Origin of the sequence: Methylovulum miyakonense HT12, assembly GCF_000384075.1 — a bacterium.
Taxonomy (GTDB): domain Bacteria; phylum Pseudomonadota; class Gammaproteobacteria; order Methylococcales; family Methylomonadaceae; genus Methylovulum; species Methylovulum miyakonense.
This window is the reverse complement of the sequence record NZ_KB913025.1, coordinates 78,770-92,425: the sequence shown is the minus strand read 5'-3', so window position 1 is coordinate 92,425 and position 13,656 is coordinate 78,770. Positions and strand designations below refer to the sequence as shown.

Genomic DNA, 13,656 nt, shown 5'->3' with positions numbered 1-13,656 from the left:
GCAATGCTTTTTTGCCCACCGATTTTTATCGGCAAATGGTGGGCAAACGATAAAGCCGTTTACCTACCCTACTAGACTGAATAAACGCACCGCTATTCCGAGACACTCAGAGGTCAAAGATATTATTGGTCAATAAATTCTGTAAAGACTTGGGTGTGAAGCCAGTTAAAGAATTAGCTTGCTGCCAATGTTACCTTTTTTAGCGGGATATTTGTGAAAACGAGCAAAAGCCTATTTGAAAATACTCCATCATCCAAACTATGGCAGGATAGGGATGATAAGGCTGATGTTGAAACTTTTGTATCTCTATTAAAAAAACCACCGGATGTGGATATGACCGATGAAGAAATAGATGAGTTGTTTAAACGCGACAAGGATATGGGCAGAGATATTGATTTAGAGGATAAATGATGAACCTTACCCAATTGTTGCACGATATTGAACAACTGCCGCCAGAGTCACAGCGACAAATCGAGAATTTTATCGAATTTCTCATAGATCTCCATAAAGCGAAAATAGAAACTAAATTATCAGATGAAGGGTTTGTTGGCATGTGGAGTGATCGCCAAGACTTGCAGGACAATTCTAATAATCGACAATCAGAATGGTCAAGATAAAACCAATAACGACCAAAACACTATCAAACCAGCAAAAACGGAAACCCCATGCTCAGTATTAAAGACCTAACCGTCAACGTAAACGATAAAAAAATCCTCAAAGGCATCAATCTTGAGGTCAAGGCGGGCAAAATCCACGCCATTATGGGGCCGAACGGTTCCGGCAAAAGCACCTTGTCGCATATTTTGTCCGGCAAGTCCGGTTACGAAGTCACAGGTGGTTCGGTGACTTATCAAGGCAAGGATTTGCTGGAGATGCCGCCGGAAATCCGTGCCCGTGAAGGGGTGTTTTTGGCGTTCCAATATCCGGTGGAAATCCCTGGCGTGAGCAATGTGTATTTGCTGAAAGCCGCGCTGAATGCGGTACGCAAGCACAACGGTTTGGATGAAGTCGATGCGATGGATTTTTTGACTTTGGTCAAAGCCAAAGTGAAAGCCTTGGAAATGGATGAAAAATTCTTGTACCGCGCCGTCAACGAAGGTTTTTCAGGCGGCGAGAAAAAGCGCAATGAAATCCTGCAAATGGCGATGTTGGAACCGAAATTGTGCATCCTTGATGAAACCGATTCCGGCCTCGACATCGACGCGCTGAAAATCGTCGCCGATGGCGTGAATTCGCTACGTTCGCCAGACCGTTCGTTCATCATGGTCACGCATTACCAACGTTTGCTCGATTACATCAAACCGGATTTTGTCCACGTCTTGGCACACGGGCAAATCATCAAATCCGGCGGCCCTGAACTGGCTTTGGAGCTGGAAGAAAAAGGTTATGGCTGGTTGGAAGAGGCGGCGGCATGAGTACAGCGTTAAACGATTACACCGCCAGCTACTCAGCTTTGGCCTTGCCTGGGCAAGATTTGCCGTGGTTGCAACAACTCCGTGCCGATGCTTACACCCAATTCGCAAGTGACGGTTTCCCGTCGCCACGTGAAGAAGAATGGCGTTATACCAACGTGTCCGCGCTGGAGAAAAAGGCGTTTACTCCACTGTTGGCGGCGGCACGAGCGGTTGATGCCGATTTTATTAAATCTTACCAATTGGCGGATGCTTATTCGCTAGTCTTGGTCGATGGGTATTTTTCTGCTGAACTGTCGCTACTGGCCGATTTGCCGGATACCGTGCAAATCCTCAGCATGGCGGATGCCTTGCAAACCTGCCCCGAACAAGTCGCTGTCTATTTTGGCAAAGCGGTGACGAGCAACGAACACGGCTTTATCGCCTTCAACAATGCGTGGTTCACCGATGGCGTGTTTGTCCACATCCCTGCTCTGTGCGTGTTAGACAAGCCCATCCAATGCCTGCACATCGTCACCCAAGACGGCGGTTTGGCGACCACGCGCAACCTGTTGGTGCTGGCTGAAAACGCCGCCGCGCAATGGTTGGAAACTTTTGTCGGTGCAGATGTTGGTTACTTGTCGGCGGCAGTGACAGAAGCGTTTGTTGGTCAAAACTCCGAATTGACCGTCTACAAAGTGCAATGCGAATCGGCTAAAGCCTATCATTTCGGCGGTTTGTACATCCAACAAGCCCGCGACGCCCGTTGTACGCACCATAATTTTGCCTTCGGCGGCTTGCTGGCACGTTCCGACATCCATACCGATTTGGATCAGGCGGCGGAATGCGAGCTGAACGGTTTGTACTTGGGCGTAAAACGCCAACATCTCGACAACCACACGCGCATCAACCACCTAAAACCGTACGGCATCAGCCGTGAAACCTACAAAGGTGTGTTGGACGGCCGCGCCCGTGGCGTGTTCCAAGGCCGCGTTATCGTTGCCGAAGACGCGCAACTTACCGATTCGCAAATGAATAACCGCAACCTGCTGTTATCAGCGGATGCCGAAGCCGACACCAAACCGCAGCTAGAAATCTACGCTGATGATGTCAAATGCGGACATGGTGTGACCGTTGGGCAGTTGGAAGAAAAATCGGTGTTTTATCTGCAATCGCGCGGAGTGGATGAGGAAACGGCTAGGAATATGCTGACTTTTGCGTTTGCTAATGAAATGGTGGATAAGGTCAATCTGCCGCTATTAAAAACGCTGCTGGTGCAGTTAGTGTTACAACATTTCCCCCAAAATAGCTATGTTGACTAAATTAGAGTTATTTCAAGCTTTTGTTGCCCCTGCGATTTTTATTTCTGCGGCGGGTTTGTTTGTGTTATCGCTAAATGCCCGTTTAATGGCAATGGTATCGCGCCTGCGAGTCTTTCATAGAGAAAAGCATTTAGCGGCAACGGCAGGCAAAAGACAGGAAGCCATCGCATTTCAATCGCAAATTGAATCGGTAGAGAAACGGGCGAAAAAAATCAAACAAGCCTTTTTTTACTTGCTGCTTGGCACTATCGGGGTAATGATGACTTGTCTATTATTAGGCTTAGGCCTATACGCGCCTGAAGCGTTAGTCTTTGCCGTGATTTTATTTGTGTTGTCGGTTTTGTCGATGATGATCGGCTTGGCGTTTTATATTGCGGAAGTCAGTATTGCTTTAAGCTCAGTCAAGGAAGAAGAAAAATTGTATGGTTTGATTGATTCGTTAGACGTTGCTGATGAGCAGTCATAACAACGTGGTATCCAATTAAAGGCAATGTAAAACAATTGTTTATGATAGGTTATAAAATTTCGGCAACTTGAATGCTGAGGTCTGGCAATTGCGATAATGTGACCGAATCACCAGATCGCAAGGTGGTTTTTTCCGCATACGCTTCGCCGCTGGGTTTGCGGTAAACTTCTAGGCACAGATCATTAAGATTCAATAGCCAATATTCAGGGACACTGTGTAGCGCATACAAACGCAGTTTTTCGTTTTGGTCGAAACGCAAGGACGAATCGGCGACTTCGATCAGTAAAAGGACATCGTCGGCGATAGGGTGACGTGAGGTATAAAAATCTTCATGCGGTTTTAGCAACATGAAATCCGGTTCGGGTTCTGATAAATCACCGAGTTGTAGAGGGTTTTGGACGCTAGGGACGACATCATCAGGAATGAGTTTGGTTAATAGCTTGACTAGGCGGTTAATGTGTCCTGAATGATTAAAACCTATCGGTGCCATATCTAAAATTTCTCCGTTAATCAGTTCCACGCGGCTACCAGGCGGAAAAATATTGGCCTCGCCCATTCTGTGCCATTCATCCAGATGGGTCAGGTGCTTAAGCGGACGGTTAAAGTCCGGCGAAGAGGCAGGCACAGTTTGATTGCGCCATTGTTCGCTATTCGCCAGTGGTTTAGTAGGATTGACAGTGACCATAAACACGCCAGAATTAGAAATAGTTAACGTAAATATAATAGCTTGGCTTTAGACAAGCAACATAAACCCACAGTGACCCATGACAAACTTCCCAGTACAACAAATCCGCGCCGACTTTCCCATTCTTGCCGAAAAAATCCGTAATAAGCCGCTGGTTTATCTCGACAACGCCGCCAGTTGCCAAAAACCCAACGCGGTCATTGATGCTATCAGCAATTTTTACCGCCACGATTACGCCAACATCCATCGGGGTGTGCATACGCTGAGCGTCCGCGCCACCGACAAATTTGAAGCGGCGCGTGAGAAGGTTAAAACCTTCATCAACGCCGCCAGCAGCAAAGAAATCATTTTCGTGCGCGGGGCGACCGAAGCTGTCAATTTGGTCGCGCAAACTTACGGCAAAGCCAACATCCAAGCGGGCGATGAAATCATCATCACCGCGATGGAACACCATTCCAACATCGTGCCGTGGCAAATGCTCTGCGAACAAACTGGCGCGGTGCTGAAAGTTGCGCCGATGAATGTGCAAGGCGAATTGCTTTACCCCGAATTTGAAGCCTTGTTAAACGACAAAACCCGCTTGGTTGCCGTCGTCCACATGTCCAACGCACTGGGTACGATCAACCCAGTCAAAAAAATGATAGACCTGGCTCATTCAAAAGGCATCCCCGTCATGCTCGACGGCGCCCAAGCCATCCCGCATATGGCGGTGGATGTGCAAGCCTTGGATTGCGATTTTTATGTGTTCTCAGGCCACAAACTTTACGGGCCATCGGGCATCGGCGTGTTATACGGCAAACAAGCCCTGCTCGAAGCCATGCCCCCGTACCAAGGTGGCGGCGACATGATCCGTACCGTCACCTTTGAAAAAAGCACCTACGCAGGCTTGCCGCATAAATTTGAAGCAGGCACGCCGAACATTGCCGATGTGGTCGGTTTGGGCGCGGCGATTGACTACCTAAACAACTTTGGCATGGATGCCATCGCCGACTACGAAGCCGAACTGTTGGCCTACGCCACCGAGCAGGCCGAACAGATCAAAGGCTTAACAATTATCGGTACGGCGGCGGAAAAAGGCGGGATTTTGTCGTTCACGCTGGATCATATCCACCCGCATGATATTGGAACGATGCTGGACAGCTTAGGCATAGCGATTAGGGCAGGGCATCACTGCGCGATGCCAGTGATGGATTTTTACGGTGTACCGGCCACGGCTAGGGCTTCGTTTGCGATGTATAATACGATGGAAGAGGTTGATGTGTTGATGGGTGGGATTAAGGGCTTGATTGAGGCGTTTGGGTGATAGTCTAATGGCAGAGAAATTTTCGTTAACTCAGTTAAAACAACAATTAAAAGTTAAAACCCAAGTCGAATTGGTAGAAGAAATTGCTGGCCTCTGCAAGCGATTTCCTCAGGTGAAGGAATATTATCAAGCCGCTTCTTCCGGCTATGATGATGTGGAAATCCTCCAAAAATATAAGGCTATCGTGCAAGCTGAATTTGTGCCGGGATTTAAGAAAAAATATCCAGAAGGTCGCTTGTCGATTGCCCGCAAAGCCATCACCGATTACAAAAAAGTCTCCTCTTCTGCTTTGGGGCTTGCCGACCTCATGCTTACCTATGTTGAGTCCGGAGTTATTTTCACCAACGAATATGGTGACATTGATGAGCCGTTTTACAATAGTATGGAAAGCATGTACCAAAGCACCTTGAAACATCTGCTTAAGGCACAAATCTTTGCGGATTTTGAGGATAGATTGTTGGCAGTGCTTAAAGATACGCGGGACATGGGCTGGGGATTTCATGACAGTTTATGTTATTTGTATGAGCAGCTTGTTGGGCATCAGCCTGAATTTTGACGGTTTAGTCGCGTATCCAAGGATAATTGCTTGAGGGTTGTTGGTGAAATGTATTTTTAGATAACTGATATGAATTAACAGCTTAATGTAAATAATGAATCAGCAGACAAACCCGCAATACCCTTTAGCTGTTTCCAATTCCATAGAAGTTGAAGAGGCTTTTAAAGGCGACCTACTTGGTAGAAAAAATCTTGCCATCCGTTTGACCAGTTATCTGGATCGCCTAAAAGCAGGTGCTGTTTTGGCTATTGATGCCAAATGGGGTGATGGTAAAACGTGGTTTGGCAAAAATTGGGCAAAGCAGCTTCAAGAAGCAGATCATCGAGTGATATTTATTGATGCTTTTGAGCAAGACTATGTCGATGATCCTTTTGTATTAATTGCCGCAGAAATCGCCCAAGCTTTGGATAATGCCCAAGAAGATGCTCATGATTTTCGTGAAAAGACAGCGGGTGTAATGAAAGCGATTTTGCCCGTAGGAACGAAAGTATTGCTTAATGCTATTGGACGTATTGCTTTAGGGTCTGCTGATATTTCGGGAGATTTTAAAGATGCTGTTGAATCAGCTAATGATTCGGCTGCCGATATGGCGGAAAAATGGATTGAAGATAAGCTAAAAAATTACGCTGAAGAAAAAGAATCATTGAAGCATTTTAAAGATGCGCTGAAACAAATGGCAGAAGCCCAGCCAAAACCGATAGTTATTATTATCGACGAATTAGATAGATGTCGGCCTTCTTTCGCAGTTAAATTGATTGAACGAATCAAACACTTTTTTGATGTGCCAAACGTTGTTTTTGTGTTGTTGATTAATAGAAAACAACTAGAAGAAGCAATAAAAGGCGTGTATGGGCAGGGTACAGAAGCATCAGAATATTTGGGAAAATTTGTAAATTTCTTTTTTAAGTTACCAAAAACACACTTGCGTTCTGATTTAACAGAAAAATATATTACGAATTTTGTTACCGAAGTGCTTAATCGCTACCGATTTGAAAGTAGTGAGGAGAAACGAGACTTTATATATAATTTTTGTACTTTGGCAGCGCATTTCAATTTGTCTTTGAGGGACATAGAACGATGTATTGCTTTGTATGCGTTTACCCACCCCATAGATAGTGATGAAAATAAATATGTTTTACCTTATATAATCACTTTGAAAATTGCTAAACAAGATTTGTTTCTACGATTGCTTAAAGGTGATATAAGTAATTTGACATAAGTTTTATGGTATAAAATATAAGCTTTTTGAGCCACCGCCCCCATGCCACGTTTAAAATTTGTCCGGCCACTCAGCGACACAGACAAGCAAGAGTTGGATGCGCTTTACAAGACCCACCCAAACTTTAAGGTGCGAAGACGCGCCCACGCCTTGTTGCTGAGCGGCAGCGGGCATACGATAAACCAGCTACAAGCCATTTTCCAGGTTGACCGTGACCCTATCAGCCAGTGGATCAACCGCTTCAACGCGCAAGGTGTCGGCGGGCTTGGGGATTTACCGCGCTCCGGGCGTCCACCGATTTACACGCCCGAAGAAATCGCACTGTTCCGGGCCCAATTGGACGAAGAACCGCGCCAAATCAAGCAGGCCCAAGCCCTTCTGGAGGCCCGGACCCGGAAAAAGTCGGCGACCGGGACGTTAAGGCGCATTTTAAAAAAACCGGTTATTCATGGCGGCGGTGCAGGCGCTCCGTAAAAAGCAGGCGTTGTGCCGAGGGCTTTGCCAAGGCCAAGGACATCCAAACCGCCCTGAAAAAATGGGACGATGAAGACAAAATCAGCCTGTTCTATTTTGACGAATCCGGCTTCAGCACCGCGTCCTCCGTGCCTTACGCCTGGCAACCCAAAGGCCGGACGTTGGAAATCCCCTGTTTCCATAGCCAGCGCCTCAATGTCCTGGGGTTTGTTTCCCGGGACAGCCGGTCTTTTTTCCACACCGTTGAAGGGCGCGTCAAAACAGAACAGGTGGCCGGGGCCTTCGACCTGTTTGCCGCACACTATGGCGACGGCTACGCCGTCCATAAAAAACCGTGCGTCGTCATTATTGACAACGCTTCCATGCACACCAGCCGTGCCTTTTTGGCACGCCGCGACGACTGGATGGCGCAAGGTGTCGTGTTGCATTATCTGCCGCCCTATAGCCCTGAGCTTAACCTGATCGAAATCGTCTGGCGCAAGATCAAGTATGAATGGCTGCCCCTATCGTGCTATGCCAGTTACGGGACATTGAAACAGGCCGTATTGGACATCCTTTCAAAATTCGGCGATGAATACCGGGTTACTTTTGTGTAATTACTTATCGGCACATCATGAAGCAAAGGCATTTATCGCGCCGCTTTTAGAAAAAAACAATAAGTTTATTAATACTATGTCTGAATGGCATACAGCCCAGACAAGCAAATTCATCGACATAGGTTCGAATTTTAGAATAATTATGGATAGAGTAAGTAGAACTCAAATTCAGCTGTCAGATTATTTCACGTTTATTGCCAATAAAGTTGATTTACCATTAGAGCTATAGCTGCTAACTAAAATAGAGAAAGTCAGTGTCAACCGCCATAACCGAAGTGAAAACCCTGTTAGATCGTCTACCAGAAAACAGCCATTTGGAAGACATCCAATACTATTTGTATGTGATGGAAAAAATCCAGCGAGGTTTGCAGCGGGCGAACGATGAAGGCACTGTTTCGCAAGCCGGGGTAGGGCAACGGTTTGGTGAATGGTTGTAGGGCATTGTCGCCGAATGTGTGAAATTGCCGATGGTCACGCAAGGATGGACTTTAGGTGACGTAACGGCAAATTTGTGTGAAGCTATCGGCTTGCATTTGGATGACGAAAACTTGGCAACTTTACAACCATAAGGTAAAAAACTGTTATGACCATCATCACCTTTGACACCCTAGAGTTGGTCAGCAAGCTCAAATTGGCAGGCATTTCCCAAGAGTAGGCCGAAGCGGTTGTCCGGCTTATCACCAAAGATGACCTCGAGCTTAGCCTGGCTCCTGTCAAAACAGATTTGGCCGTGTTGAAATGGATGTTAGGGGTGCTGCTGGCGGGGGTCATTTCTTTAGTGTTGAAAACCTTTTTTAGTGGCCTAATTTTAAAAAACTTACCTTCAACTGGAAATGGCCGGTAAACCTGTGATATGGGCGGGGCGTGCTTGGCCTATCTGCCGTGCTATCTTTTAGCACAAGCCTTACGTAATGCCGTCAGGCATTTGATTCTAATAAAAGCAACTTAAATATATTGAGGGCGCACATCATGTTCAACAAACAGTTCATCCTTTTATTTCTCTTATTCAATTTGACGGGTTGCGGTTATAACGATTTGCAATACAGCGATGAAGTCATCACTTCAAAATGGGCGGAGGTGTTAAACCAATACCAACGCCGTGCTGATTTGGTCCCGAACTTGGTCAATGTGGTCAAAGGTTACGCGGCACACGAAAAAGAAGTGCTGCTGGGGGTCACCGAGGCTAGGGCGAAGGTTGGTGCTATCCAAGCCACCCCCGAACTGGTCAATGACGAAGCCGCCTTTAAAAAATTCGTTGCCGCGCAAGGCCAGATGACCAGCGCAATCTCCCGCTTATTGTTGGTTGCGGAAAAATACCCCGAATTGAAAGCCGATGGTGTGTTCCGCGATTTGCAGGCGCAGCTGGAAGGCACTGAGAACCGCATCACCGTTGCCCGGAACCGCTATATTGAAGCCGTCAAAGATTACAATGTGTTAGTCCGCAGCTTCCCGTCCAACCTTACCGCCATGGTTTTTGGCTTAAAAACCAAGCCGAATTTTACGGTGGAAAATGAGCAAGCCATTGCCCAGCCACCGAAAGTGGATTTTGGGGCGCCGACAGCGCCTGTGGCCCAACCATAATCCTTTGCTGATTATGGCAAACACGCTCCGCTACGGATTATGCGCCTTTCTGCTGCTGTTTTTTACGGCAGGGATTGCAGACGTTGATGTGCCTGACCTGTCCCGTCGGGTGACGGATTTGACCGGGACACTCAATGCCCAGCAAATCAACGGGATGGAACAAACGCTAGCGGCTTTCGAGGCTAGGAAAGGCAGCCAGATCGCCGTGTTGATGGTCGCCACGACCCAACCGGAAGCGATCGAACAATTTAGTATCCGTGTTGCCGATGCTTGGAAAATAGGCCGGCAGTCGATTGATGACGGTGTCATTTTTATCATCGCCAAAGATGACCGGAAAATGCGCTTGGAAATAGGTTACGGCCTGGAGGGTGTGATCCCCGATGCGGTCGCCAAACGTGTCATCGCCGAAACGATTACGCCCTATTTCAAAAAAAATGACTACGCTGGCGGCATTAATGCGGGGATTGGCCAGTTAATCCAATTGATTGACGGTGAAACATTGCCCGCCCCGGAAGCCGCCAGCCCTATCAACAATGAAAACGCCTTTATGGTTTTCCTGTTTGTCGGTGCGGCGTTGGGGTTTATCCTGTCAGCCGCGTTGGGGCGGGTCATGGGCGGATTGGTGGCTGGTGTAGGCAGCGGTTTTGCGGCCGTTTTGCTATTGGGCCTGTCTTTTTCAATCGGCCTATTTATCGCCATCATGGTTTTTTTCTTTGTCGGTTTTAGCCGTCCGGGTTATAGGGGCGGTGGTTTTGGTGGCGGAGGCGGCGGGAGCGGAGGCTCGTGGGGCGGTGGTGGCGGTGGTTTTGGCGGAGGAGGGGCATCAGGCTCATGGTAAATATTAAACGCTGCTTAGTGCATACTTTTATGCCACCTTGGCGGTGGCGATGGACATTTCCCAAAGCCAGCCTTGATGCCATTGGGCAGGCGGTAAAGGCATCAGAAACCCAACATAGCGGGGAGCTGCGTTTCGCCATCGAAACCACGCTGCCTCCAATCCGTGTTTGCCAAGGCTTGAGCGCACGGCAACGCGCCACCGAACTGTTTGCCCGTTTGCATGTTTGGGATACCGAAGAGAACACCGGGGTGCTGATTTATTTGCAGCTTGCCGATAGGGAAGTCCATATCCTCGCAGACCGTGGCATCAACAAATTAGTGGCGCAGGCCGAATGGGACGCAGTGGCGCAAGCCATGGAGGCTTGTTTTCGCCAGGGGGATTTTTTGCGCGGATCCCTTGAGGGCGTTGAAGGCATAACGGCAATCTTGGCGAGGCATTTTCCTGCCAACACCAACAACCCTGATGAATTGCCGAACCAACCGGTCATCATCCGGGGCTGAAACGGCTTGTTTGGGCGCTTAGCCACAAAAATCAGCCCCGCCATTACTTTCAGGGCGGGCATCCAGGTAGAGCAAGTGCTTGGATGCCTTCAAAGCTTTGCTGAGGATCATATAAGTATCCCGGTCAAATGCGGGGCGGCCGGAACCAAGCAAATCGTACAGATCCCCTGCATTTTTTGCCGTACCCAAATAGCACCAATGGTCAATGACGTGGATTTCGTCACCTTCCTGTATACCCACGGCACCTGCATAAGGCCACGTTTTGAGTTTAAGCTTGTCCATTGCCATCAGCAGGCGGGCGGCGTGGTTGGGGGCTGGTTCCTGACCGATGCAAGCGCCCTTGCATTTTTTCAACTGGTAGGCAAAACACGGGCGTCCTTTCGCCGTTTTTTCAATCCCCAGCACACTCAAGCACAACTGGTTTTGGTCGGCGATGCTACGCAAGGCTTTTTGGGCATCGCGTTGGCTGTGGTAAAGGCCATGCAGGCCGGTTTGGGCACCGAAATCAACCTCCTCGACCCAGGCCAATACCGGCCGCAAATGTCCGTCTTGTTGTTGCAGTTGCCATGCGCACAAGCTGTTTTTGTGCCGCAAACGGCGGTTGTGGATCGGTTGCAACTGTTTGATCAGCTTGGCTTCCATCAGTAACGCCCCCCATTCACCGGCGGTGGTTACCCAGTCGATGCGCCGTAGCTGCTGCGATAGGCCCATTTCCCTGTGATTGCGGTGGTCGGCTGAAAAGTGTGACAGCACCCGTTGCCTGATATTCGTGCTTTTGCCGATATACAGGGGCAGGTCGTTCTCGCCATAAAACAAGTACACGCCAGGCGAATCGGGTAGCCCGTCAATCCGCAGATGGTCAAGGTTAGGCGGCAGGCTCGAACGCGCAACGAGTTTTTGGATGATAGTGGCGAGTAGCGCCGCATCTTGGGTCGCGTGGATGTGCCGCCAAAACTGGTGGATCGCTTGGGCATCAGGCAAGGCCCTATGCCGGCCGGTGATGCTTAAGCCATGGCGTGCAATCAGGCTATCAAGGTTGTGATGCTTATGCTCCGGGAACAAAGCCCTGGACAGTTTGACGGTGCACAACACGGCGGGTTTGAACACGCGTCCGGAACGTTTGAAGGCATTTTTCAAAAAGCCGTAATCAAAACGGGCGTTCTGGGCAATGAACAGATACCCGCTTAGCAGCTTGTCCAATTTTTCCGCGATTTCTTCAAAGCGCGGTGCGTCGGTGACCATGGCATTGCTGATTCCCGTCAGCTTTTCAATGAAGGCGGGAATACGGGTTTCGGGTTGGATCAGTTGGCTCCATTCGCGTACGCCATCTTCATCAACCAGCACAATGCCAATTTCCGTGATCGAATCCACTGAGGCGTTGCCGCCAGTGGTCTCCAAATCAACAAACGCGAGCCGTGGATATTGTGGGTTTGGCATAAGCCTCTGGTCATTTATTGTCACTATGGCGCGGCATTTTTAAAGGTGGCCGTTCACCCAGCGCACAATCTCGCCCGCCTGCATCGCCCCTGACTGGCGGGCACTTTCACGCCCGGCTTTAAACATGATCAGGGTAGGGATGCTGCGGATATGGTATTGGGCGGCAATGTCCTGTTCTTGTTCGGTATTCAATTTGGCGAACCGGACTTTAGGCTCAAGATTTGCCGCCGCCTGCGCATAAGCGGGGGCCATCATTTTGCATGGCCCGCACCAGTCCGCCCAGAAATCGACCACGACAGGAATATCATTGCGGGTGATATGCTGCTGAAAATGGCCGGACGTTAATTCCAGCGGATGTCCCGTAAATAAAGCGTGTTTACATTTGCCGCAACGGGGCTGTTGCGCCAGGCGCCCTGAAGGGATACGGTTGACGGTATGGCAGACGGGACAAACAATATGCAGTGCGTCCATTTTATGATCCTTGCCCTAAGTTGGTTGTGTTCTGATTGATATAAGGCTACCGCAGTTAAAAATCAACACAGTCCCGCTCAGGTTTTTGGCGGCACCGCAGTTAAGGTGTTGTCATTGACATTGATGGTGTAAGCCCGGCCGAAACCGGCCACATAGCGGCCATTTTCTGGCACCAAAGCAAACAGGTGAAAATCAGGCAATGAACGCAATACACTGACCACTTCACCAAACTGATCCTGCAATGCTTGTAACTGGGTCGTGTACATAGGGCCATCGCGCGTTATTTCCTGGACACGGCAGTTGAACACCGCACGTTCCCGCGCAAAAAGGTTACGGGACTCGGCCTCTGCCCTGATAAACAGGACCGAAGCGTATGGGTTGTTGAGCATGTTGCGGGTATGACCGGCCAGTTCACTGACAAAAATATAAAAATCCCCTGATGGGCCGCGTACAAAGGGCGCGTAGCTGGCGTCAGGGACGCCGATTGGGGAGGCGGTTGATAGCAAGAGCGTTTGCTGGTTTGCCATAAGCCCCTGCAAATCAGCGGCTATGGCGGCAAGGTTTTCAGTTGTGTTGGGCATGGGCGTTCCTCGTGTGTCAAGCGGCTACCAGCTTTGGAAAAATTCATTGCGAGGTAGTCACAGCAAATGCGTTGTGGCACGATACCCCATTATCGGCGCATGGCCTAATCGCTTTGAAAAGGCATTCGTATGTTAATCCCCAGCCAAATTTGACCGGTAACCAAAAAATGGCCTATCCAGGGTTGGGTTGCAGGGTCAAAGTGGGCTTTGCCGTGCAAATTTTCAAGCTGTTGTTG

General features: G+C 48.9%; 17 protein-coding genes and 1 pseudogene. 14 read left to right on the top strand and 4 right to left on the bottom strand.

The genetic code is table 11. The features are described 5' to 3' along the window. Nucleotides 1-213 precede the first annotated feature (213 nt). From METMI_RS0100455 to METMI_RS0100435, 5 genes are read left to right on the top strand one after another with little or no spacing between them, the layout of a single operon-like run. Nucleotides 214-411 carry a hypothetical protein gene (locus METMI_RS0100455; RefSeq protein WP_019864184.1) on the top strand — a complete coding sequence of 66 codons (198 nt, stop codon included), beginning with the start codon at nt 214-216 and terminating at the stop codon, nt 409-411. Beyond that, a complete protein-coding gene (locus tag METMI_RS0100450) occupies nt 408-617 on the top strand; it encodes a DUF2281 domain-containing protein (protein WP_156829729.1) in 210 nt (69 codons plus the stop codon). Before METMI_RS0100455 ends, METMI_RS0100450 begins: the two co-directional genes overlap by 4 nt. Before the next feature lie 48 nt (nt 618-665). Next, nucleotides 666-1,415, top strand: coding sequence for a Fe-S cluster assembly ATPase SufC (gene sufC, locus METMI_RS0100445; RefSeq protein ID WP_019864182.1), 750 nt, complete (start codon nt 666-668; stop codon nt 1,413-1,415). Beyond that, complete coding sequence (sufD, locus tag METMI_RS0100440; protein WP_019864181.1) at nt 1,412-2,713, top strand: Fe-S cluster assembly protein SufD; 1,302 nt, start codon at nt 1,412-1,414, stop codon at nt 2,711-2,713. The genes sufC and sufD overlap by 4 nt, the downstream gene beginning before the upstream one ends. Beyond that, nucleotides 2,703-3,179 (top strand): DUF2721 domain-containing protein, encoded by a 477-nt coding sequence (locus METMI_RS0100435; protein WP_019864180.1) that lies wholly within the window; start codon nt 2,703-2,705, stop codon nt 3,177-3,179. The genes sufD and METMI_RS0100435 overlap by 11 nt, the downstream gene beginning before the upstream one ends. A gap of 49 nt (nt 3,180-3,228) precedes the next feature. Here the strand turns inward: METMI_RS0100435 and METMI_RS0100430 are convergent, their stop codons facing one another. After that, nucleotides 3,229-3,864, bottom strand: coding sequence for a Uma2 family endonuclease (locus METMI_RS0100430; protein WP_019864179.1), 636 nt, complete (start codon nt 3,862-3,864; stop codon nt 3,229-3,231). A 79-nt stretch (nt 3,865-3,943) separates the two neighbouring features. Between METMI_RS0100430 and METMI_RS0100425 the strand changes: the two genes are divergently transcribed. From METMI_RS0100425 to METMI_RS0100370, 9 genes and pseudogenes are all read left to right on the top strand, one after another. After that, the gene (locus METMI_RS0100425; RefSeq protein ID WP_019864178.1) at nt 3,944-5,167 is read left to right on the top strand and encodes a cysteine desulfurase; all 1,224 of its coding nucleotides are present in this window, start codon (nt 3,944-3,946) and stop codon (nt 5,165-5,167) included. A gap of 7 nt (nt 5,168-5,174) precedes the next feature. Further along, complete coding sequence (locus METMI_RS0100420; RefSeq protein ID WP_019864177.1) at nt 5,175-5,723, top strand: DUF6155 family protein; 549 nt, start codon at nt 5,175-5,177, stop codon at nt 5,721-5,723. Nucleotides 5,724-5,817: 94 nt separating this feature from the next. Beyond that, the gene (locus METMI_RS22850; protein ID WP_019864176.1) at nt 5,818-6,942 is read left to right on the top strand and encodes a KAP family P-loop NTPase fold protein; all 1,125 of its coding nucleotides are present in this window, start codon (nt 5,818-5,820) and stop codon (nt 6,940-6,942) included. A 42-nt stretch (nt 6,943-6,984) separates the two neighbouring features. Next, nucleotides 6,985-7,362 (top strand): annotated as a pseudogene (locus tag METMI_RS27630) (helix-turn-helix domain-containing protein); the annotation flags it as partial. Then, nucleotides 7,278-8,012 (top strand): IS630 family transposase, encoded by a 735-nt coding sequence (locus tag METMI_RS26630; RefSeq protein WP_232215279.1) that lies wholly within the window; start codon nt 7,278-7,280, stop codon nt 8,010-8,012. The pseudogene METMI_RS27630 and the gene METMI_RS26630, both read left to right, overlap by 85 nt. A 254-nt stretch (nt 8,013-8,266) precedes the next feature. Next, complete coding sequence (locus METMI_RS0100395) at nt 8,267-8,449, top strand: hypothetical protein (RefSeq protein ID WP_019864173.1); 183 nt, start codon at nt 8,267-8,269, stop codon at nt 8,447-8,449. Nucleotides 8,450-8,981: 532 nt separating this feature from the next. Beyond that, nucleotides 8,982-9,593: a LemA family protein gene (locus METMI_RS0100380; protein WP_019864170.1), complete on the top strand. Its 612-nt coding sequence runs from the start codon at nt 8,982-8,984 to the stop codon at nt 9,591-9,593. 13 nt (nt 9,594-9,606) lie between these two features. Beyond that, nucleotides 9,607-10,431 carry a TPM domain-containing protein gene (locus tag METMI_RS0100375; RefSeq protein WP_019864169.1) on the top strand — a complete coding sequence of 275 codons (825 nt, stop codon included), beginning with the start codon at nt 9,607-9,609 and terminating at the stop codon, nt 10,429-10,431. After that, nucleotides 10,425-10,931, top strand: a complete 507-nt coding sequence (locus tag METMI_RS0100370; RefSeq protein ID WP_019864168.1) for a TPM domain-containing protein — start codon at nt 10,425-10,427, stop codon at nt 10,929-10,931. Before METMI_RS0100375 ends, METMI_RS0100370 begins: the two co-directional genes overlap by 7 nt. Before the next feature lie 18 nt (nt 10,932-10,949). On the opposite strand, the gene METMI_RS0100365 is transcribed toward METMI_RS0100370, so the two are convergent. The 3 genes from METMI_RS0100365 to METMI_RS0100355 all read right to left on the bottom strand — a co-directional run bounded on the left by METMI_RS0100365 (nt 10,950) and on the right by METMI_RS0100355 (nt 13,420). Then, a complete protein-coding gene (locus METMI_RS0100365; RefSeq protein WP_019864167.1) occupies nt 10,950-12,368 on the bottom strand; it encodes a 3'-5' exonuclease family protein in 1,419 nt (472 codons plus the stop codon). Between the two features lie 39 nt (nt 12,369-12,407). Continuing rightward, nucleotides 12,408-12,839, bottom strand: coding sequence for a thioredoxin TrxC (trxC, locus tag METMI_RS0100360; protein WP_019864166.1), 432 nt, complete (start codon nt 12,837-12,839; stop codon nt 12,408-12,410). 77 nt (nt 12,840-12,916) lie between these two features. Continuing rightward, nucleotides 12,917-13,420: a HugZ family pyridoxamine 5'-phosphate oxidase gene (locus tag METMI_RS0100355; protein WP_019864165.1), complete on the bottom strand. Its 504-nt coding sequence runs from the start codon at nt 13,418-13,420 to the stop codon at nt 12,917-12,919. Nucleotides 13,421-13,656 lie beyond the last annotated feature (236 nt).

What these genes read in the sequence shown, in the direction of transcription:
- METMI_RS0100450 (WP_156829729.1), top strand. Translation starts at nt 408, where the DNA reads ATGATGAACCTTACCCAATTGTTGCACGATATTGAACAACTGCCGCCA.
- METMI_RS0100380 (WP_019864170.1), top strand. Translation starts at nt 8,982, where the DNA reads ATGTTCAACAAACAGTTCATCCTTTTATTTCTCTTATTCAATTTGACG.
- METMI_RS0100365 (WP_019864167.1), bottom strand. Translation starts at nt 12,368, where the DNA reads ATGCCAAACCCACAATATCCACGGCTCGCGTTTGTTGATTTGGAGACC.
- sufC (WP_019864182.1), top strand. Translation starts at nt 666, where the DNA reads ATGCTCAGTATTAAAGACCTAACCGTCAACGTAAACGATAAAAAAATC.
- METMI_RS0100420 (WP_019864177.1), top strand. Translation starts at nt 5,175, where the DNA reads ATGGCAGAGAAATTTTCGTTAACTCAGTTAAAACAACAATTAAAAGTT.
- sufD (WP_019864181.1), top strand. Translation starts at nt 1,412, where the DNA reads ATGAGTACAGCGTTAAACGATTACACCGCCAGCTACTCAGCTTTGGCC.
- METMI_RS22850 (WP_019864176.1), top strand. Translation starts at nt 5,818, where the DNA reads ATGAATCAGCAGACAAACCCGCAATACCCTTTAGCTGTTTCCAATTCC.
- trxC (WP_019864166.1), bottom strand. Translation starts at nt 12,839, where the DNA reads ATGGACGCACTGCATATTGTTTGTCCCGTCTGCCATACCGTCAACCGT.
- METMI_RS0100355 (WP_019864165.1), bottom strand. Translation starts at nt 13,420, where the DNA reads ATGCCCAACACAACTGAAAACCTTGCCGCCATAGCCGCTGATTTGCAG.
- METMI_RS0100375 (WP_019864169.1), top strand. Translation starts at nt 9,607, where the DNA reads ATGGCAAACACGCTCCGCTACGGATTATGCGCCTTTCTGCTGCTGTTT.
- METMI_RS0100435 (WP_019864180.1), top strand. Translation starts at nt 2,703, where the DNA reads ATGTTGACTAAATTAGAGTTATTTCAAGCTTTTGTTGCCCCTGCGATT.
- METMI_RS0100370 (WP_019864168.1), top strand. Translation starts at nt 10,425, where the DNA reads ATGGTAAATATTAAACGCTGCTTAGTGCATACTTTTATGCCACCTTGG.
- METMI_RS0100430 (WP_019864179.1), bottom strand. Translation starts at nt 3,864, where the DNA reads ATGGTCACTGTCAATCCTACTAAACCACTGGCGAATAGCGAACAATGG.
- METMI_RS0100425 (WP_019864178.1), top strand. Translation starts at nt 3,944, where the DNA reads ATGACAAACTTCCCAGTACAACAAATCCGCGCCGACTTTCCCATTCTT.